The following is a 24,981-nucleotide window of genomic DNA, read 5'->3' on the forward strand; positions in this document are numbered from 1 at the left end:
CACCAGGACTGCTTCCGCTGCTAATGCCCCTAGGATTCGCTCCTTTGATTACCGTGGGCTTCACCCACGGCCACTAAGCTTTCGCCCCGCTGGGGCCTGACTCCTTATCCTGTTTCTTACTTGCTTTCCCATTTGCCCATCGTTATCAATTCTTGTCCCTGTCCTTGTTCTTAACTCCAAAATAACCCCACCTAACCTCCCCGCCGCAGAGGGGAGGAATAGATACTAAATACCAGCTACCAAATACTGCCTACTCCTTTATCACCTGGATCCAGCCCTTGAACTCGTGCTTGGTACCGTCCTCTTCGTAGCTTTCCAGCACATAGAAGTAGGTGCCCGCAATCAGCCCTATCGCCTCCCAGTCGTTATCGTAATCCTCCGATACATAGACATGGTCACCGTACCTGTTGAAGATCACCAGCTCGTTGCGGTCAAATTTGTCCATGCCCAGGATCTCGAAACGGTCATTGTCGCCGTCGCCGTTTGGCGTGATCACGTTCGGGATGCGGAAGGCAAGCACTTCGTTCATGTCCGTCGAACTGTTGTCTGTCGGCGTAGCATCTGGGGTATCAGAGGATACCTCCGCCGTGTTCACCACGTTGCCCGGTGATTCGGCCTGCACACTGAAGTGGACCACCACCTCACTGCCAGCCGCCAAGCTGCCTATCGCCCAGCGTACGCTGCTGCCGTTCACCGTCGGCTCCAAGGTGATCGCCTCGCCGTCCAGCTCCGCTTGGCTGTCCTCATAACTGATGTTCGCAGGGAGTTCATCGCTCAGCACCACGCCCGTCGCAGCCGAAGTGGAGACGTTGCTCACCGTCAGACGGTAGGTAAAGATGCTGCCCTCATACACCGTCGCTCCTTCTGAAGTCTTCGTCATCACCAGGTCGACACGCTGTACAGGAAGGTCCACTTCCGTCGGATCATCACCGTCACCCGTGCCGTCATGGTCAATGTCCGCTGGATTGTCCGGATCATCGGAGAAATCACTGACAATATCCCCGTCTAGCGTCCTGCCTGAAACAGTTGCATTTTTCATGATCATACCTTCCTCAATATCAGCCTCTGTCAAAACATAATGGCCAATGAACGAGGTATTGTCAACTCCCCCTGGTTCCAGCTCATTAAGAGGTCCACCTACAATCACCACTCCTTCTTCACTGGTAATTTGAACACCCCTGAGTGCCATAGCTCCAGTATTCGTCACAGTAAAGGTATATTCTATGACCTCACCGGCCTGCGCAAAACCGTCACCATCGCTATCGATCCAACTACCACGCATCAATAGGGATATATTGGGCTGCTGAGGAAAATGTGTTTCTGTAACATCCTCACCATCTCCATCACCATCTTCATCGACGTTGGTTGGATTATTAGGATCGTCAGAAACATCTGTTACGATACCACCCTCAGGAGTCGTACCTGAAACTACCGCTTGGTTGCTTACACTACCTGAAAGAACATCATCAGCACTAATGACATATTCAGCACTGAATGTAGTATTATCCACTTCCCCAGGAGCAAGCGTTGACAATGGCCCACCGTTTACAGTCACTTTCTCATCACTGATACTAATATCATTTAGTGTGACATTTCCCGTATTCTCTATTGTAAAGCGGTAGATAAGTCGCTCACCTGCATCAGCATATCCATTGCCATTTTCATCCTGCAACTCTCCTGTTTTACTCAGGGCCATATTGCCAGCCACTGGCGTCGTGGCCGTTTCGGTCGGATCCTCGCCATCGCCATCGCCGTCTTCATCGACATTGGTAGGATTGTCAGGATCATCGGATATATCCTCCACCGGAGTGCCGTTCGGGTCGATGCCTTCCGCTACCGCACTGTTGGTCACGCCGCCGGATAGGATGTCCGCCTCCGTCACCACATAGCTCGCCGTGAAGGTCGTGTTGTCAGTGGCTCCTGGCACAAGGCTCGCTATCGGCCTGCCCTCTACGGTCACTTTATCATCTGTGATGGTAATGTCACTCAGCGTTACATTACCGTTGTTTTCCACTATAAAGGTGTATTCGATCGTCTCGCCTGCATCTGCCGTGCCGTTGCCATTATCGTCGATCAACTCGGCACGTTTGCCAAGAGACATATTGCCTGCAACTGGCGTCGTCATCGTTTCGGTTGGATCTTCACCATCGCCATCATCGTCTTCATCGACATTGGCAGGATTGTCAGGATCATCGGATATATCGTCCACCGGAGTGCCGTTCGGATCGATGCCTTCCGCTACCGCACTGTTGGTCACGCCGCCCGATAGGATATCCGCTTCCGTCACCACATAGCTCGCCGTGAAAGTCGTGCTGTCCGTGGTGCCCGGTGAAAGGGTTGCAAGAGGACCGCCTGTCACCGTTACTTTATCATCTGTGATGGTAATGTTGCTCAGCGTCACGTTACCGTTGTTTTCCACTATAAAGGTGTACTCGATCGTCTCGCCTGCATCTGCCGTACCGTTGCCATTATCGTCAACCAACTCGGCACGTTTGCCAAGAGACATATTGCCAGCAACTGGCGTAGTGGTCGTTTCGGTCGGATCCTCGCCATCGCCATCGCCGTCCTCATCGACATTGGCAGGATTGTCAGGGTCATCAGATATATCCTCCACCGGAGTGCCGTTCGGATCAGTGCCTTCCGCTACCGCACTGTTGGTCACGCCGCCCGATAGGATATCCGCTTCCGTCACCACATAGCTCGCCGTGAAAGTCGTGCTGTCCGTGGTGCCCGGTGAAAGGGTTGCAAGAGGACCGCCTGTCACCGTCACTTTATCATCTGTGATGGTAATGTTGCTCAGCGTCACGTTACCGTTGTTTTCCACTATAAAGGTGTACTCGATCGTCTCGCCTGCATCTGCCGTACCGTTGCCATTATCGTCAACCAACTCGGCACGTTTGCCAAGAGACATATTGCCAGCAACTGGCATAGTGGTCGTTTCGGTCGGATCCTCGCCATCGCCATCGCCGTCCTCATCGACATTGGCAGGATTGTCAGGGTCATCGGATATATCGTCCACCGGAGTGCCGTTCGGATCAGTGCCTTCCGCTACCGCACTGTTGGTCACGCCGCCCGATAGGATATCCGCTTCCGTCACCACATAGCTCGCCGTGAAAGTCGTGCTGTCCGTGGTGCCCGGTGAAAGGGTTGCAAGAGGACCGCCTGTCACCGTCACTTTATCATCTGTGATGGTAATGTTGCTCAACGTCACGTTGCCGTTGTTTTCCACTATAAAGGTGTACTCGATCGTCTCGCCTGCATCTGCCGTACCGTTGCCGTTATCGTCGATCAACTCGGCGCGTTTGCCCAGTGACATATTGCCGTCCACTGGCGTAGTGGTCGTTTCGGTCGGATCTTCACCATCGCCATCATCGTCTTCATCGACATTGGCGGGATTGTCAGGATCATCGGAAGTGTCCTCCACAGGTGTGCCGTTCGGATCAGTGCCTTCCGCTACCGCACTGTTGGTCACGCCGCCGGATAGGATGTCCGCTTCCGTCACCACATAGCTCGCCGTGAAGGTCGTGTTGTCAGTGGCTCCTGGAGCAAGGCTCGTTATCGGCCCGCCTTCTACGGTCACTTTATCATCTACGATCGTGATGTCGCTCAGCGTTACATTGCCGTTGTTCTCCACTATGAAGGTGTATTCGATCGTCTCGCCTGCATCTGCCGTGCCGTTGCCATTATCATCAACCAACTCGGCGCGTTTGCCAAGTGACATATTGCCTGCAACTGGCGTCGTGGTCGTTTCGGTCGGATCTTCACCATCGCCATCATCGTCTTCATCGACATTGGCAGGATTATCAGGGTCATCGGATATATCCTCCACAGGCGTACCGTTCGGGTCGATGCCTTCCGCTACCGCACTGTTGGTCACGCCACCGGACAGGATATCCGCCTCGGTCACCACATAGCTCGCCGTGAAGGTCGTGTTGTCAGTGGCTCCTGGCGCAAGGCTCGCTATCGGCCCGCCTTCTATTGCCACTTTATCATCTGTGATGGTAATGTCACTCAGCGTCACGTTGCCGTTGTTTTCCACTATGAAGGTGTACTCGATCGTCTCGCCTGCATCTGCCGTGCCGTTGCCATTATCGTCAATCAACTCCGCACGTTTGCCAAGAGACATATTGCCAGCAACTGGCGTGGTCGTCGTTTCGGTTGGATCTTCACCATCGCCATCGCCGTCCTCATCGACATTGGCAGGATTGTCAGGGTCATCGGATATATCGTCCACCGGAGTGCCGTTCGGATCGATGCCTTCCGCTACCGCACTGTTGGTCACGCCGCCGGAAATAATATCCGCCTCGGTCACCACATAGCTCGCCGTGAAGGTTGTGCTGTCCGTGGTGCCCGGTGCAAGGCTCGCAAGAGGGCCGCCTGTCACCGTTACTTTATCATCTGTGATGGTAATGTTGCTCAACGTTACATTGCCGTTGTTTTCCACTATAAAGATGTACTCGATCGTCTCGCCTGCATCTGCCGTACCATTGCCATTATCGTCAATCAACTCGGCGCGTTTGCCAAGTGACATATTGCCTGCAACTGGCGTCGTGGTCGTTTCTGTCGGATCTTCACCATCGCCATCGCCGTCCTCATCGACATTGGCAGGATTGTCAGGATCATCGGAGGTGTCCTCCACAGGCGTACCGTTCGGATCAATGCCTTCCGCTACCGCACTGTTGGTCACACCGCCGGAAATAATATCCGCCTCCGTCACCACATAGCTCGACGTGAAGGTCGTGTTGTCAGCCGTGCTCGGCGCAAGGGTCGCAAGAGGACCTCCCTCTACGGTCACTTTATCATCTGTGATCGTGATGTCTCTAAGCGTCACATTACCGTTGTTTTCTACTATGAAGGTGTATTCGATCGTCTCGCCTGCATCTGCCGTACCATTGCCGTTATCGTCGATCAACTCGGCGCGTTTGCTCAGTGACATATTGCCGTCCTGACAAAGATCAATGGAAGTAGGTGCATCATTATCAGTATCGGTACCAGACAGTTCTGTAACCGTATTACCGTCCAATGCCAGCCCTTCTACAGTGGCCTGATTACTTATATTTCCTTCATCAATATCATCTTGTATAATCGAATAATCGATTTCATAACTCCAAGTTTCCAGCACATCCAACATGCCATCCCCGTCCGTATCACCACTAATCAAGCTGATCGGAGAAGTGCCAATCAATGGATCCAGTAATTCTACCTCATCGATAGAGACATTTCCTGTATTGGTAAGTGTAAAGAGATAGGTTACCGTTCCCCCTACTTCTGTACATCCATTGCCATTCTCATCATTAAAGGAAGCCTCTTTTACCAGTGCCATGTCACTTTCTTGGCAAAGCTGAATAGTGGTGGCTTCATCATTATCCAATGCGGTTCCCGACATATCCGCTACCTCTGTACCCACGGGGGAGTTGCCGCGGACGGAAGCTTGGTTACTTCTTGATCCATTGTCAATTTCAGCTTGGGTAATAGGATAATCAGCATTGTAAATCCAAGTTTCGGTTACATCTAGCTCTCCATCCGCATCTGTATCCCCGCTCACCAAACTGATCAATGTGGCATCTATCATCGGATCCGATAGTCTTATTGTGCCAAGTGACACATTCCCTGTATTGCTTACTGTCAACGTATAGCCCAAGGTCTCGCCGACATCCGAACAGCCGTCACCGTTTTCATCATTAAACACCACTTCCTTCACCAGTCCGATTGCCGGTAATTCAGGAATAACGGTAACCGTGGAATCATTTTCGGTATTGCCATCACTATCATCACCATCATCTGACTTATCTGCAAATGGAATGTTATTTGGACTCATGGAGTTGGCATAGGCCGTGTTCCAAACCCCTCCTGCGTCAATATCATCTTGCGTGAGGGTGTAAGAAGCGGTGTAGGTTGCCACTTCTCCCGGCAGAAGCGATCCTTCTGAACTGGATTGATCAGCACTTACAAAGCTCGGCCCATCATCCAGATTCAGTAGCTCATCGTTATTATTTCCAAGTGTATCCGAAAGGATAATATTTCTCAATGTCACATTACCGGTATTGGTCACTGTAATCTGATAGGAGAGCAGATCTCCTGGATCCAATGTGGTATTGCCATCATTTTGGGTAATGTCCGGTTGGGCTTTGACCGTTTCTATACCTGGGTTTTCTTCGATGACCAACTCGGTATTATCACTAGTGGTATTACCGTCACTGTCATCACCGTCATCCGACTTATCGCCCACAGGAGTTCCTTGGACACTCGTACCTGTTACCTGAACACTGTTGCTGACACCTCCAGCATCGATGTCCTGTTGGGTAAGGAGATAAGTAGCTTCATAGGTAGCGGCTTCTCCAAGCTGAAGGGTTCCTTCAGAGCTGCTCGCACTGCTTGAGATCCAGTCTGGTCCTGAGGTGAGCGTCAACGCCCTGCCCCTGCCATCGACAAAGTCCTCTACCATGTCCACTCCATTGAGGGTAACACTTCCTGTATTGACAATTTCGATAGTGTAAATGATTTGGTCTCCAGCTGTTGGTGTGGTGCTGCCATCTATGTCGTTCATCGCCATAGTCTTGGTAGCTTCCATTGCCGGACGTTCCGTTATCACTATTTCGGTTGGGTCATTTTCAGTGTTGCCATCCGTGTCATCCCCATCATCAGCAAGGTCTGTCGCAGGTGTATTTTGCAAGGTCTCACCAGATACGGTAAGACTATTGGTCACCCCACCCACATCGATATCACTTTGGGTCAAGGTATAGATAGCCTCATAAGCAGCGCTTTCCTCTGGCAGCAATGTTCCTTCAGCACTTCCTTCTGTCGATGATTGGAAAGCAGGGGCACTCATCGTGAGCGGATTTCCGTCCATATCCTGCAAGACGTCATCCAAACTTACCGAGAACAGTGATACATTTCCAGTATTGGTCACCGTGATCGTATAGGTGATTTCATCTCCCGCGTTCACTGTGGTGCTTCCATCTGTATCAGCCACCACTGCTTCCTTAGTGGCTTCCATGGCTGCCTCCTCTTCAAATTCAACACTTGTACGGTCATCGGTAGTATTGCCGTCGCTATCATCTCCATTGTCAGAGACATCCGTCTCAATCGAGGCATCAGGAGCGGTACCTTCCGCCGTGGCACTGTTGCTCGCTCCACCGACATTGAGCACATCTTGGGTAATGGTATATACTGCCGTATAAACCGCCACTTCTTTTGGTGCCAAGGCACCTTCCACATTATCGGACTGGGAACCGTCAAAATCAGGCCCGCTGTCCAAGGTCAGCGGATCCCCATTGGCATCTTGGAAATCATCCGTAACGCCCACATTGGTCAGGGTTACGTTGCCGGTATTGGTCACTGTGATACGGTAATGGATTTCATCATCCACTCCTCCAGTGACACCATCTCCATTGGTATCATCGATGGTTTGAGTTTTTTCTGCTTCTATTCCTGGCAATTGATCCAAGCTCGTGTCAGTCGGATCATCACCATCACCGGACCCGTGATCAGAAACATCTTCCACTAGAACTCCTGATGGATCAGTACCATTGACCGTGGCGGAATTGGAAATGGTTCCAGCGTCCAGGTCTGCTTGTGTCAGTGAATAGGTGTATTGTGCAGTACCTTGTTCGCCAGGCCCAATCTGCTGAGGAACCACTGCCAAGTTGCTTACAGGAAGCCTAGGATCTGCAATGGTAATAATATCTACTGTCACGTTACCGTTATTGGTCACCGTGAAGGTATATTTGATCGTGTCTCCTGCATCCAGCATGCCGCTGTTATTGGCGTCCCCTGGAGCGCTGGACACTTTGATCAGTTCCAGCTCAGGAGCTGCGACAAATGTCTGGTCAAATTCTCCCGTATCGGTCACCGACACCCCTGCAGGATCTACTCCTTCCACCTCTGCAATGTTGAGGATTCCACCAGCGTCAATATCTTCTTGGGTAAGGGCATAGTCCACTTCTGCCAAAGCTGTTTCGGCAGGATCAAGGCTTGTCTGTGACAAGGTCAAATCCAGTCCATCCGGCAAGAAATCATCGGTCAAGGACAGCTCGTCCAAGGTGACATTCCCGGTATTTTCCACTTCAAATGAATACGTCATCGTCTCACCGGCATCAGCAAAACCATCGCTATTGGAGTCATTGTGTACCCCTGTTTTGGTAAGGCTAATACTCGCTGCTTTAGGAAGAGGGGTAACCGTAGGATTGTCCGGGCCTGTGGCAGGATCACCTTCATCCGATAGGTCGGTGACCGGATCACTATTTACGGCGTCTTCACCGGTGATGGTAGCCGTATTTTCTTTCCTGCCAAGGTTAATATCTTCTTGCGTAATCACATAACTCGGCTCGCTGCCAACAGGCAAGGCTACCGTCTGCCCAGGATCCAAGGTTGCGGCCATTACCAAGCCGTTGATACCCATATCCGGATCGTCCAACACCAAGTTATTGACCGTAACATAAGCCGTGTTGGTCACTTCAAAATGGTAGATGATGGTCTCACCGGCATCTACACGGCTGTTGCCATTTTCGTCATTGAGCGTGTAGGTCTTGTTCAGTGCCAACCTCGCTTCAGACGGTAATTTGGTGATCGTCGGATCATTGCCCGGATTACCATCAAAATCCGTATCAGCATCATTGCCATCATCAGACAGGTCACTGACTTCATCACCTGATGGGGACGTCCCGGTAACGGTCGCCCTATTGCTCACCTGACCATTATTGATATCGTCTTGATCCATTGCATAGCTCACCTGCACCGAAGTCACTTCGCCAGGACCGAGGGTCGTGGTGGCCAAGGTAATTGGTGAAGGCAGCATATTATCGTTCAGTTCAAGACCGGACACGGTAACGTTACCTGTATTTTCTATCCTGAAGGTGTAAATAATATTGTCCCCCACATCATTTGCACTGTTTCCATTGGTATCCTCGATCGTTGCCGTTTTGACCATGGTCAATGCCGGTTCCTGATCAAAAGCCACAGGGGTCGGTGTATCATCGCCATTGAGCGGATCATTATCATCAGAAACATCATTCACCGAGGTGCCTTGAACGGTCTCTCCACTCACATCTGCCGAATTGACCACGCCACCAGCATCTATAGCACTTTGGGTAAGGACAAAGGTCACTTCATAAGTAGCTGTCTCTCCAGGCACGAGTGTTCCTTCACCGCTTCCTCCGTCTGCTCCTATGAAATCAGGACCACTGTCCAATGTCAATACCGTACCGTCAATATCCGTAAAGGTATCATCCACGACGAGGTTATTGACCGTGACATTTCCGGTATTGGTCACGGCAATGGTATAAGTAAGGACATCTCCCTCGGTATTGGAATTGCTTCCATCGGCATCATTGATGCCTTTTAAGGTTTTTTGTGCTTCTATTTCGGCGGTTTCAGGGATGGCGAAGGTCGTCGGGTTATCCACGCCATTGGCCGACTCCCCATCATCCGAAACCACTGTCTCTGTCATTCCCGAAGGAGAAGTAGCTGTGACCGTGGCCTGATTGGAAAGTCCACCTGCATCCACCTCATTTTGGGTGATCAGGTAAGTGGCTATGTAAGTTGCGATCTCTCCTGGTTTCAGGGTACCTTCCAAGCTTCCCTCACTGGAAGCGCTAAAGGACGGCCCACTATTCAAGCCCAGTGCATTGCCCTGCGAATCTTCAAATGTATCGCCGGCTATCCCTACGCTGGACAACGTAACATTTCCGGTATTTTCGACCGTAATGATATAGCTGATCTCATCGTCCACACCACCAGTAACCGCATCCATATTCGTGTTGTTGACGGTTTGGTCTTTGATGACGACAAAGCCAGCAGCCTCTTCCAAAGGTGTTACCGTTGATCCGTTGCCGTCACCATCGTCGGAATCATCGGTTACCATATCCCCGTCAGGATCATTACCACTGACAGTAGCTGTGTTTGCCACTTCTCCGGCATTGACATCGGCTTGGGAAATGTCATATAACGCAGTAGCCGTGCCTATTTCTCCCGGAGCCAATGTGGATGGCGTAATGCCCAGGTTCGAAATCCCCAATGGTGCATCAGCGATTTTCAATAACGACACCGTCACATTCCCGGTATTGGTCACCGTAAAGGTGTACTCGATCTGGTCTCCCACATCATCCACTCCACTACCATTGGTGTCTTTTACCTCTGATGTCTTGATCAATTCAAGTGATGGAGCTTTCGCCAATTCGGTGGTCACCTCATTGGAAATAACATCCACTGGATCGCCATCAGGAGCTTCACCTGTGGCAGAAGCACTATTCGTCACCAAACCATCATCCATATCCTCCTGGGTAATCACATAATCTATTGTCAGATTACCTTGCTCACCTGGCCCCAGCACATTTGGCTGTAGATTTTCACCTGGTACTTCCACCCCTATCCTGCTGTCGGTGAGTGTAATTGCTGAGACGGTCACATTTCCTGTATTGGTCACGACAAAATCATAGGTAATTTGATCGCCGACATTCACGACATTGTCTCCATTAAGATCCACGTAGGTGCCTGTTTTTTGCATTTGTAGAGAAGCACGCTGCACAAAATCGGTTCTGGTAGGATTATCGGTTCCATTGTTGATATTTCCATCATCAGAAATATCCTCTACAGCACCATTACCATCTACCCGGTCGGCATTAGCCAAAGCTGTATTCGTCACAAAACCATCATCAATATCCTGCTGGGTAATCGTGTACACCGCAGAAGCACCGGTTCCGGTCTGATCGGGGCCTAGTCTTGAAGGTGTAATAGCGCCTCCTGAAATCCCTAGATCTGGATCATCAAAGGAGATGTTTTCGACCGTGATATTACCGGTATTTCTTACCGTAAAGTCATAGGTAATGGTCTCCCCTGCATTGACAAAGCCATCCCCATTTTCATCATTGAAAGTGGCCAGTTTATCAAAGCTAATGGACGCTTCAGTGGATAAGTTGATAACCGTTGGGTCATTGTCCCCATCAGCATCTGGATCAATCGGTGAATCTGCAGGGTTACCGTCATCCGAAATATCCGATAAAGATTCCCCGTCAGGGTCTTCACCACTTATAGTTGCTGAGTTTACAATTTCACCGTTATCAATATCCACTTGGGTAAGTGCGTAATCCACCGTCACCACGGCTTCTTCACCCGGCGAAAGTGTCGCTGGAGAAACTGTCAGATCAGCACTTCCTGGCAAAAAGTCATCCGTCAGCAAGAGATTATCAATGGTCACATTACCGCTATTGGTAACAGTGAACAGGTATGTCACCACATCTCCGGCGTTATTGTCTCCACTACCATCGGTATCAGCGATATTGCTGACTGCTTTTATCAAGGTCAGGGAAGGCGCTTTGGCTATCAAGCTTTCGGTAGGGTCGTCCTCTGTATTGCCATCACTATCATCGCCATCATCGGAGCTATCAGCTACATCTCCTCCCTGCGAGTCTGTTCCTTCTGCAAGTGCGCTGTTGATCACCCCACCTGCATCTATTTCGCTCTGGGTCAGGGTATAGGTAGCCGTGTAAGTGGCCGTTTCACCTGGGGTAACCGTTCCTTCCGCACTACCACCGTCTGCACTCACAAAAGCCGGAGCACTATCCAATGTCAACGGATTGCCGTCCGCATCTGTCGGTGTATCGGTAATAGCAATGCTGGAAACGGTGATGTTACCAGTATTTAGGACCGTAATCGTATAGGTAATCACATCACCAGCATTGGTACTATTACTATTGTCCACATCAGCAATGGAGGCAGTTTTCACCGTTTTCAAGGAGGGATCAGCCGGGATGACCCAGTCAGTAGTATCGTCTTCCGTATTGCCATCCGCATCATTTCCGTCATCGGAGACATCCGTAACAGTACTTCCATCTGGTGCCGTCGTGGTCACTTCGACGCTATTGCTCACCCCTCCTGCATCCACATCACTTTGGGTGATGGTATAGAAGGCAAAATAGGTCGCCGTTTCACCGGGCAATAAGGTGCCTTGAGGGCTTCCCGAATCCGCTCCGGCAAAGAATGGTCCGCTATCCAACGTTAGTGTAACACCAAAGAAGTCCACAAATGTATCCACTACACTGACACCTGTCATGGTGACGGTTCCGGTGTTTTCGACCATGATGGTATAAGAAATCCGGTCGCCTACCCCTCCAGTGACCAAGTCGCCGTTACTATCTGCCACTGCTTGGGTTTTTCTGGCATTGATGCCCGGCTGCTGATCCAATGGAGTAATGGTCGGGTTATTATCTCCATTTCCATTATCACCATCATCGGAATCTTCTTCGACAGTCCCACCCTCTGGATCAGTCCCAGAAACAGTGGCTTGGTTAGTGACCTCCCCTGCATCCATATCAGCCTGGGTAATCGTGTACTCGCTGGTGGCAGTGCCGACCTCCCCAGGAGCCAAAGTAGATGGTGTGATTCCCAAATTGGAAATTCCTATCGAAGGATCTACAATCTTCAAGAGATTGATGGTCACGTTACCGGTATTGGTCACGGTAAAGGTGTAGGTGATTACGTCACCGGCATCGTTTCGGGTAGTAGCATTGGTATCTTCGATGGTAGCGGTTTTGACCAGAGCCATGGAAGGTGACATTTCCAGTGGCACCACAGTGGCTCCGGTGCCGTCACCATTATCAGATTCGGCAGTGACCTCCTCATCATTTGTCCCTTGGCCAGTCACCGTGGCCAAGTTACTCACCTCACCGGCATCCATATCGGCCTGGGTAAGGGTATATTCCACGGTCGCAGTGGCCGTTTCGGTAGGCTCAATACTTGTAGCAGACAACGTCAGGTCAGTCCCTGCGGGCAAAAAGTCATCTGTTAAGGTGAAGTTATCGACGGTGACATTCCCACTATTGGTCACCGTAAAGGTATAGGTGATGATATCCCCTGTATTGGTGACACCATCGCCATTTTGATCGCTATAGACACCTTCTTTCAGTAATGAAAGGGCCGGTTCCTGATCAAACTCAATAATGGATGGGTTGTTTCCTCCATTGGTAGGGTTACCGTCATCGGAAATATCCGTTACTTCCGCACCATCATCCATTCGCTCTCCTGTTACGGTAGCGGTATTACTGAACTCGCCTGCATCAATATCCGCTTGCTGGATGGTGTACGTGGCATCTGCGATCGTCCCTTCTTCTCCAGGGCCAAGGTCCACTGGAGAAATCGCTGCCCCACTAATCCCCAATACCGCATCATCAATCGTCAGGTTGTCGACAGTGATATTGCCCGTATTGGTCACCGTGAAGCTGTACGAAATGGTTTCTCCCTGTTGAGCTAGGCCGTCATTATTTTCATCATTGAAGGTGGCGATTTTCACTAATGACAATTCCGCCTCTACCTCAAGATCAACAATCGTGGGGTCTGCTCCCGTATCACCAGCATCAGTATTGCCATCATCGGAAATATCAGTAACGGCTCCTCCATCGGGATCCGTTCCATTTACTGTAGCCGAATTGGTGATGGAGCCACTATCTATGTCCTCTTGTAGGATAAAATAGGCAACTGAGAAATTACTCACTTGTCCCGGGATGAGAGATGTCTCGTCCAGCACAAGACTTGTACCAGCAGGGAAAAGGTCATCCGTAAGGGTCAAATTGCTCACTGTAACATTTCCGGTATTCTCAATTCTGAAGGTATAGGTGATCCGGTCACCTTCATCCTGCCCATTATCATCAAGGTCATCTACCGGTCCGGCAGTTTTCACCAAGGTAACAGCGGCTACGGGCGTTACGGTAGTTTCCGTAGGGTTGTCATCACCATTTCCAGGATCACCATCATCAGAGACATCCGGTACATTGGTTCCTTGATCGGTAGTGCCCTGCACGGTAGCCGTGTTGCTTACGCCACCTGCATCAATATCGGACTGGGTCATTTCATAAGTCGCCCGATAGGTAATTTCTTCTCCTGGGGCAATAGTAGTACCGTCACTGTCACCCGTACTTCCCACAAATGCTATCGGTGTCGTCAGCGACAGGGCTTGGCCTTCCTGATCAGTCAGGGCATCTGTCACGGTCAATCCACTCACGGTAACATTGCCAGTATTGGTCAGCACAAAGGTGTATCGGACCACATCTCCTGCTGATATCGCCCCATCTCCATCAGGATCGGTCATCGAAGCAGTTTTTATCAATTCCAAGGAGGGTGCTTCGACAATTGTCAATATCGTTGCGTCGCTTTCAGTATTGCCATCGGCATCATCCCCATCGTCGGAAATGTCACTTACATTGGTCTTGCCATCTGCACTCGCAGCTTCCACTACCACACTATTGGACAATCCCCCTGCATCCACGTCTTTCTGGGTGAGGGTGTAATTGGCGGTGTAGGTAGCTGATCCATTCGGCGCCAAGACACTGGCACTGCTACCCGCACTGGCGCTCTCGAAGGTAGGCCCGCTATCCAACGTCCTCCCTGCCCCAAGGGCATCGGTAAAGGACTCCGTAAAGTCAATATTCCTGAGCTCCGCTGTACCTATATTGGTAACGGTTATGGTATAACTGACCCTATCTCCAGGAGCGGTGCCCCCATCGATAAGGGTCTGGGTTTTTTCGGCCTCGACACAGTACTGTTCGATAATCACGGGGAATGATACTGGGATCACACAGCCGTTATTATCCCTCACCAATACGTCGTACTGCCCAGCAGGCAAGCCGGTGAAGGATCCAGTGGTATTCGAAGTCGCAAAATTATCGATACTGTATTCATAACCCGTTCCCGAACCTCCTTCTGCTTCCACCGTAAATGCTCCTGTATCAGGGCTCGAACAAGAAACATTGGTATGTGCTGATTGTACCTCTTCCAATACCAATTCCGGAGACTCAATTAAGGTCACGTCAATGGCCGTAGGGTTGGTACAGCCATTGGCATCGGTGATGACCACGGTATAAGTCCCTACGGTAAGGCCACTAGGGTCTTCGGTAGCTTCCTGCCCGGCAGGGATAGTGCCATCGGCAGTACTCCAAGCGTAGGAGTAAGCTCCTGTACCTCCTTCAGGTGTCAGGTCAATGGCTCCCGTAGCACCGCCGCTACAGGCAATGTCCGTCTGAACGGTACTACCTGATACGGGCGCAGAAGGCTGCGAAATGGTCACACTGACAGGAGCAGGATTGGTACAGCCATTGCCATCGGTGATCTCCACGGTATAGGTACCTGCCCGAAGACCAGAAGGATCTTCCACTGTACGTTGCCCAACGGGGATATTTCCATCTGCAGTGCTCCACCTATAAGAATAGGTTCCCGAGCCTCCAGTAGGCGTCAGGTCAATGGCTCCCGTATTACCTGCAAAACAAAGGACATCGGTAGGTGTGGCAGTACCCGACACGGCTTCAGCAGGCTGACCAACTGTAATATCTGAAAGGGTGATTGCACAAAGGGTATTGTCATCGGTCACCGTTACATTGTACACACCAGTCTGCAAAGTGGATTGGTCTGCAGCTCCTGCTATAATCCCTCCACCACTGGTGGCTGTCCAGGTATAGCTGTAATTCCCACTTCCTCCGCTGGCCGTAATATCGATGAGTCCATCGCTTCCTCCAAAACATTGTACATCGACAATTGCTGTTACCTCCACTAAAAAATCATCCACAAACTCAGGAACGACTGTAACAGCAGGATCCTGCACCACTGCTATACAAATAGAAGGGTACAATGTAGAGGTAATGGTAATGGAGGTATATTCTCCCGGCACCAAATCGGGAATGGCCAAATCGCCATTGGCATCCGTCGGAATGTTTACCGGAGCAGAGGCTGCTCCTCCGTCCAGCACGTAGGTTACACTATATTCCGTAGTTGGCAGCATATTGCCACCCGAAACGGTGATCATGCCATCATTGGCCGGAGAGCAAGTCGTAGGGCCAAATGGCGCCGCCACCAAGGTGCTTTCGTCCAACTCACAACAGGCGTCACTGATGGCATCATCTATCCAATCGGTGCTGGAAGGACTCGCGCAGCCCACAAGGAGAACGATACCATTGGCATTGATATCACTTGGAGTAACAGTGGAGAAATCCCCTGTATTGATGGAGGTAGGATCATAGCCTTCTTCAAGCCCATCAGGGCAGGTATCATTATCACTGTCCAAATCAAGGAAGTCGGGATCATCGGCTCCATCCGTATTGATCGGTACGACCAAGCCTTCGGCCGGTGCGCCTGACTCACAGAGGGTGCTCGGGTCGATGACATTTCCATCCCCATAAGCACAGACAGCCAAGGTATTGTCCCCACCTGCTTCTACACTATCCGGTATCCCGTCATTATCGCTGTCCAGATCAAGGTGATTGGCAATACCGTCTCCATCCGTATCAAAACCCGGCTGAACCAAGCCATCCACATCACCAATAGTATTATCAGCGTCATTGTCATCTAGGTAGAGGAATACACCGTCTGCATCCGCATCAGTATAAGGGTCCAGCCCACTGGTATATTCCTCCACATCGGCGATGGCATCATTATCACTGTCCACGTCCATATAATCCGGCACGCCATCGCCATCGGTATCTGTCCTATTGTTATCGAAACAGTCACAGTCATCACCGACATTGTCATCGTCCTCATCCAATGCCGGAGTAGTGCTCTGTCCCAGGGTCTGTCCACCTGATGCCACTAGGGGCACTCCATCACTATCCACATCATTGCCCAGGTTATCTATGACAGGACCAGCGTAGCCATTATAACTACCACCTGAGTTTCCTCCCTCCATTGCTGAGGTCGCTAGGTCCAATTTGGTCAATCCTCCATCACCTTCCGTGGCATCTGGACAGCCGTCCCCATCACTGTCAAGGTCATAGTGATCAGGAATACCATCTTCATCCGTATCTATTTCGACACATTCACTGGAGTACGAAACATCCAAAACAAAGGCAAACACATCCGCGGCCACCATCATCGTCTCATCGGTACCGATAGTGCTTGTGGTTTCATTATTCGCAAAGATGGTAGCGTCAGGTATAATCACTACTCTTCTATCCCTATCCTGTACCAAAGTGGACTTGCCTTCATCATCCACCATGGCTGTAGTATAATTACGGGTCAGGGAATTTACGGTCATTTGTACCGTACCTGATTGACTGAATGAGCTCACCGGCCAGTATCCATTGGTAAATACCTGATCACCGAGTGTACCATACGGCACATCGGGGTTTTCATTGTTTGCGTTCAATAAAAAACCATAATCCACGGCATTGTTTTGAAGGGCGACAATCGTCTTATCCCTATTTTCCGCCCATGACAATAGCACATTGTTTAAGGCAGAAGAAACCTTTTCAGAATAGCTTGGGTTATTTCCACCATTTCCAGTACCGGATCCGACGTAAAAAATATCCACTTCATTTTCAACTAGACTAGCCTCCGTAATATCTGCCTCACTTGCAAAAGGAACAAATTCAATTCCGCCTATCTTATCATACGTTCCTGTCGGGCCAAAATTATCCGGATTGCTTAGCATGTTGATCATCAATCCATTTGCGCCGGTAGAAGTATCCAGGTATCCTATTCTGACAAACTGCTGCTGGGATGAGATACAGCTATGTCCCTCTGTCTCATCAGGGATACCGTCATTATCATCATCGATATCGACCACATCAGGGATGCCATCACCATCATAATCAAAGCACGCATTTCTAGTATCATCAAGCCCTTGCAATTCATAGGTGCTATTATAATCCGGAAGACCGTTTTGGTCTGCATCTACGATATCCGCCAACCCGTCACCGTTTTGGTCGGTCGTTGTACCTACTTCCGTCGCAAACGAAAAATCTCCTGGCTCAGCTGGATCGCTGATGGCACCCGACTCATAGGCGTCACTACAGCCATCCCCATCACTGTCCGGATCCAAATGGTCTGGAATGCCATCTCCATCGGTATCACGGGTAGTACAAATAGGCGCCAACACCCTATCCAGCACATAGCTCCAAGTATCAGCGATCACTTTCACATCATCAGTATCGGGCTCAGCGGTATTTCCCTCATTGATATAAATGGTCGCATCTGGAAAAATCACCAAGTTATATTCCAAGTCAGAGACCACTACAGGCCTGCCATTGGCATCTTGCATCAGCACCTCATACGGGCGCGTATTGGATCCAATGGTCATCTGAACTGTCCCCGTTTGGTTAAGCGAACTTGCTGGCCAATACCCATTGGTAAACACATCATTTCCAATTGCACCTACGGGTACGTTAGGATTGCTATTATTATTGGTCAACGTATAGCCAAAATCAATTGCATTGTTTTGGATAGCAAATATTCCTTTCCCGTGATTTCTTGCCCAGCTTTGGAGAGCATTGTTGACGGAAGAGGGGACTTTTCCTGAGTACGTAGGGCTATTATCCCCATCTCCTGCAGTAGACCCAACATAAAACACATCAATCTGGTCAGTGACCAAACGGGACTCCGTGATATCCCCAGTCGCCGCATAAGGTACCAAGGTGATGCCACGCACATTATCATAAACCCCTTGATACCCAAAATTATTCAGGTTCAGCAATAGGTCTTCGGTCAAACCGTCATCTCCTGCTCCTGTGTCCAAGTAGCCGACACGTATATTTCTACCTATTTTCTGACAGTAATTTCCTTCATCGATATCCAGCACGCCATCGTTGTCATCATCGATATCTTCTACGTCATTCAGCCCATCACCATCGGTGTCCAAGCATACATTTTGGAAACTGTATACGCCGTATTTTTGGTAGGTGGAAGTGTAATTGATCACTCCTGAATCTGCAGCGGTCTCCAAGGCATCCACCAGCCCATTGCTTCCCACCTCTCCAGTGATCGTTTCTATACTTGAGTCAGTCGTTGCACTTGCCTCGAAGGCATCGAAACAGCCGTCCCCATCAGCATCGGTATCCCAGTGATTAGGGACCCCATCTCCGTCCAGGTCACTGTCACAAGAAGCCTTGGGGTATTGGGAAGCACTTCCGGCGACATTGATAAAAATCTCCTGTACCCTGGCATAGTACACGATTCCTTCCTCTCCTGTAATCCGAAATTTGAAAAACTTGTCGTTTGGATGAAGGGTGTTTTCGAAAGATTCGATATCATTGGTCTCCGTACGATTGGCAGCAGGTCCTAGGTCGACCCATTTTATTCCATTGTATCCCTGCAGCTTTACGGTATTGGCCGTCCCGCTGGTAAAGGCATAGTTGTACATCGAAAAATCTATCGAGGAAATGGCGATCGGTGTAACAGGAACAATTTCATAAATCGCCCTATCGATCGCATTTTGGTTATTCCGAACTCCTGTATAGCTACTGGTAGAGTTATCACCATCGTAGGCATTGGTAAGGGGTCTGGAGTCACTTTCCAAATTCAAGTCGGAAGTAACCTCCAAAACCCTGGAAGCCTCACTCAGGGAATAAAAACAACTCGGGCTTTCCATCGCATCCAAGACACCGTCATTATCATCATCGATATCCAACAAATCCGGCACCCCATCGCCATCCACATCATCACATAGCCTCACCGTACTATCGTATGCATAGGGCAGGTATTTATAATCTGGCAAACCGTCCGCATCGGGATCTACCCCATCCCCTTCATGAAGTCCATCACCATTGGTATCGGTGATGGTTTCTCCGAAGGTAAAGTCGGCCGATTCTGTCTGAATCACACCTGCTTCATAGGCATCACTACAGCCATCGCCATCGCTGTCCAAGTCAAGGTGATCCATCACCCCGTCACCATCGGTATCCCTACCTGCACAATCATAAAAACTATCCACCTCCACGGGTAACGCCACGGTAAGACCCGACCAAACTTCACTCTGATTGGATACCATGGAAAATTCCGTTCCATTTACTTTCACCATCACACTACCATTCCCCTCTCCACCGATAAGCCTTCTTCCCGGTTGTTTCACCAGATAATCATTGCTGGCAATAATATCAAAATCAATACCCTCCGGAAAAGTAAAGGTCACCACTCCCGCGTTATTGGGATCCACGGTATTGCCTCTTCCCAAAGAATAGACCTGAAAAATAGGATTCTGTATAGGTCTGGAAAACGTAAAAGTGTGGGTAACGTCCACTCCGTTATAGCTGTAAATAATTTGACTTGCCCCCGTTTCTGAAGGGACAATACAGTATTGATCAGAGTCGGAAATAACACTGGCACCTGTAAGGCTCCTTACATCTCCTTGGTAAGTAACGTCAATTTGTTCACCGTCGATGATGATATAACCAACTGCCGTATTGGTAGTGGTATTATGAGAAGTCCACTGCACTGCCCTATATTCAGGTAAGTTTTCACAGGTAGGATCTGTACAGCCGTACCCTTCGTTCACATCCAGGATGCCGTCATTGTCATCATCCACATCTGTAAAATCATAAACGCCGTCTCCGTCCGTATCGGCGCACATTCTCAGCGCATCATTCGCCGCATAATAGTAGGTATAAAAATTATTATAAAGACCGCTTTCGGGAGCCGTCTCAAGGGTATCCTCAAATCCATTTGCCCCGACATTGGACCCATCAAAACTGATGAAATCAGGATCAGTAGTGACCCCAGCTTCGAGGGCATCCCAACAACCGTCCCCATCACTATCCGTGTCCAGTCTATTGGACGTTCCGTCTCCATCGGTATCAATGTCCTCACAGGAATAGGTCATGTTTTCAGGGTTTCCAAAAACCATATTGCTATAGGTCTTTGGCGTCGTATTCGACGTAGAAAGCACCAACCTGAAATGAGTACTGGAAACCACATCAGCATAGACTTCCTCACCATTGCGCTTCATGCTCAAGTTACCACTCTCATCCACCTCTATACTAAAAACATCACCTGACTCGTAAGTGCTACCATTAGAACTCCCCCCAAAATCCTTGATATCATAACTGGTACTATTGCTGAAATTGAACTTATGACTCTGGTCGTTCCAGTTGGTCGTGGTTTGATTGGCACTTTCCCCGATGATCCCTATCATGGAAGCTGAATTCACATTGTCCACCGTAAATTCAAGATATAAAGGAGCACTTACAGTTTGATCACTATAGGTAGAAACCCATGATCCACTGATCCTGTTTAGGGTAAGGTTATTGTCGGTAAAATCCGCATTGACCTGTGTATCGTTATTGAAAGTGTACCTTGACAGATCATCTCCGCCAAGGTAACCACAATCATCGCTCGTCTCTTCCGAATCCAGCACCCCATCATTATCATCATCGATATCCAACAAATCCGAAATCCCGTCACCGTCCGTATCGGCGCACTTATCCAGCGCCATATTATCAGCCATGAAATAGGTAGAGGTATAATCCACTAGTCCGTCTCCATCACTGTCCACGGCATCCACCAAACCGTCACCGTTACTGTCCGCTCCCGTAAACTGGTGATCGGTGACTTCAGCATCAATGGCTCCTGCCTCATAACTGTCACTACAGCCATCACCGTCACTATCGGGATCCTGATGATCATACAGACCATCTCCATTCGGGTCATTGTCACATTCCTCTTTAGGATAACTTGAGGAGACAAAATTGGTCACATGGGGAACGATCTCATAAATTCGGTTATAATAGGTATTTCCAGATATGCCCAATAGCCTGTATCTGGTATAAAAAGCACCCGTTTGGGAAAAGGCATAGCTGAAAGTGTTATTGGTAGTTTGTGTTTCACTCAGCTCCCCTGTCACATCCACCCAAGCCGCACCATTAAAGGCTTGCCATTTGAAGGTTGCTCCATTTTGGAAAATGCTATAATTGAAAATAACATCAATCGAACTCAGCTCCGTAGCAAAGGCCAACTCCAGCTCATAGATCGTTTCTCCGGCTATCGCTGTCCCATTTGACCCATAGCTTGCGACATCATTGGTGATACCATCATATAATTCCTCAAATGAATAGGCTGTATTCGTATTGTAATTGGTCAGCGAGGTGGTCGCATCCACAAAAGCTACCTCAGAAGCTGCATAAAAACAATCAGGACTTTCGGTAGCATCCAGCACCCCGTCATTATCATCGTCAATATCCTCGATATCCCCTATACCATCACCATCAGTATCTGCACACAGGTCAAGGTTATCACTTAGGGCATAGAATCCGTAAGTACTGGTATAATCAGGGATGCCATCTTGGTCAGCATCCACGGCATCCACCAATCCATCACCATTACTGTCCGCTCCCGTAAATTGGTGATCGATGATTTCAGCATCAATAGCCCCTGCCTCATAACTGTCACTACAGCCATCTCCGTCACTATCGGTAGCTTGGTGATTATACACGCCATCCCCATCATAATCATTGGTGCATTCGGCTTTGGGATACAGTGATGGTACAAAGTTTTCCACATGGGGAACGATCTCATAAATCCTATTTTCATAGGTATTTCCTGATATGCCCAATAGCCTGTATCGGGTATAAAAAGCACCCGTTTGGGACAAGACATAGCTGTAAGTGTTGTTGGTCGCCTGACTCTCAGCCAGTTCTCCTGTCACATCCACCCAAGTCGTACCATTAAAGGCTTGCCATTTGAAGGTTGCCCCATTTTGGAAAATGCTATAATTGAAAATAACATCAATGGAACTCAGCTCCGTAGCAAAGGCCAACTCCAGCTCATAGATCGTTTCTCCAGCTATCGCTGTCCCATTTGCCCCATAGCTTGCAATATCATTGGTGATGCCATCATATAATTCCTCAAATGCATAGGCCGCATTCGTACTGTAATTGGTCAGCGAGGTGCTCGCATTCACAAAAGCTACCTCCGAGGCAGCATAGAAACAATCAGGACTTTCGGTAGCATCCAGCACCCCATCATTATCGTCATCGATATCCACAATATCCCCTATGCCATCCCCATCGGTATCTGCACATAGGTCAAGGTTATCACTTAATGCATAGAATCCGTAAGTACTGGTATAATCAGGAATTCCATCTTGGTCGGCATCCACGGCATCCACCAAGCCGTCACTGTTTCTGTCCGCTCCCGTAAATTGGTTATTGACATTTTCTGAAGTTATAGCCCCTGCCTCATAACTATCGCTGCAAGTATCTCCATCACTATTGAGATCATGGTGGTTATATACCCCATCCCCATCATAATCATTGGTACATTCTGCTTTGGGATATTGTGAGGATACAAAATTTTCGACATGGGGAACGATCTCATAAATTCGGTTATAATAGGTGTTTCCAGATATACCCAATAGTCTGTATCGGGTATACAACGTGCCTGTTTGGGAAAAGACATAGCTGTAGGTGTCATTGGTAGCTTGAGCTTCACTTAATTCCCCTGTCACATCCACCCAAGCGGTACCATCATAAGCCTGCCATTTAAACGTTGCACTACTTTGGAAAATATTATAACTAAAAACCACATCAATGGAAGTCAGCTCAGTAGCAAACTCCAACTCCATTTCATAGATCGTTTCACCGTCTATTGCTGTCCCATTAGCCCCATAACTTGCGATATCATCGGTGACACCATCATATAGTTCTGAAAATAAATAAGATGAACTCGTACTGTAATTGGTCAGTGTAGTCGACGCGCCTACAAAAGCCACTTTTGAATAAAAACAATCAGGGCTTTCGGTAGCGTCCAGCACCCCGTCATTATCGTCATCGATATCCACAATATCCCCTATGCCATCTCCGTCGGTATCCGCACAAAGGTCAAGATTATCACTTAGTGCATATAAACCGTAAGTACTGGTATAATCAGGGATTCCATCTTGGTCGGCGTCCACTGCATCCACCAATCCATCACCGTTACTGTCCGCACCTGTAAATTGGTGATTACTAATTTCTGAAGCAATGGCTCCTGCCTCATAACTATCACTACAGCCATCGCCATCACTATCCAAATCTAGTCGGTTTGGAATATCATCCCCGTCTGTATCAATATCTGCACATTGGCCGCTTACAGAAGCCAGGTCTATTGCAGAAGATCCGTTAGCGAACACCAACTCATGAATCATAATCCCTCCGGTATCATCCGTGGTCACCACATGCTGCTGACCATCAGGATCCATTCTATCTACAATCACATTTCCATCGACATCCCTAGCGATTACCCTTACATTACCTGCTGGCGACGGATCGCTGTAAATAGCAAAACGCTTGGTCACTTCTTTTGTCACCCCGTCATGGCGATTGATAAACTTAATACTAACCCCCGTTCCATTGTAGATCATTCTGCCATCAGCATCTCCGTACTGAGCCCATGAAGTATGATTTATCACATTAAAATAATCTGTATTGCTGGTATAGGTAGTGGTTTCCACATGAGTAATGCGAAGTCCATATTCAGCTAACCAAGTATCTTGATCATGGTTTCCTGTCCCCAAACCTTCCGTTAGGTTTACATTTTGGACTTCAAGGCAGGTCATCTCATCCAAATCCAACACCCCGTCATTATCATCATCGATATCTACGTCATTGCACACACCATCACCATCAAAATCATCTGTATCCGCTGTGCCACCTACCACACCTGCACACTGTAAATTGCCCGAGAAATTCTTAAAAAAACGAGCACCGTTCTCCTGCCCTACTTCCAAAAAATAATCCCCATCCACCCCAGTAAGGTCTGTAGATGCGGCAATGATGATTCCTAACTTTTCTTCTAAATAAGCTACCGCCCTTTTTCCCTTTTCTCCTTTGGCAAACTCACATCCATAGATATTGACCTGATGTACGGATTGACGGGACTGCGCTAGCTTCTCCTCCAAAAACTTGGATATCACTGTCATCCCCTTCCACTCTCCATCCAACAACAGCTCCCCGCTCTTGCCATGGCTGAAAAGATGGAAAACGCCCGATTCATTATTATCCGAAACATAGGCAACGTCAGTTACCTTGGCATCAATATAAAACAATTCAGTCCCCTCACTGCCCAATACAGGATAAGCTCCTCCTACCAAAAAATACAGTAGAAATGAAAATGCACTCAAAACAATCTTCATAGTATAACTTCTTTCAAATAGACACTTTTCGATTTCAAAAATTATTACTCCGCCCCATCACTTCCTCGCCTCTCCAATATATTTCTGCTCACAAATTTACCTTGTCCAAACGCCCTAACACATGC

General features: G+C 48.8%; 1 protein-coding gene. It reads right to left on the reverse strand.

What is annotated here, in order from left to right:
- Nucleotides 1-250 precede the first annotated feature (250 nt).
- The gene (locus tag DN752_RS06040) at nucleotides 251-24,856 is read right to left on the reverse strand and encodes a DUF7507 domain-containing protein (protein WP_112783117.1); all 24,606 of its coding nucleotides are present in this window, start codon (nucleotides 24,854-24,856) and stop codon (nucleotides 251-253) included.
- Nucleotides 24,857-24,981 lie beyond the last annotated feature (125 nt).

Source organism: Echinicola strongylocentroti (genome assembly GCF_003260975.1).
Taxonomy (GTDB): domain Bacteria; phylum Bacteroidota; class Bacteroidia; order Cytophagales; family Cyclobacteriaceae; genus Echinicola; species Echinicola strongylocentroti.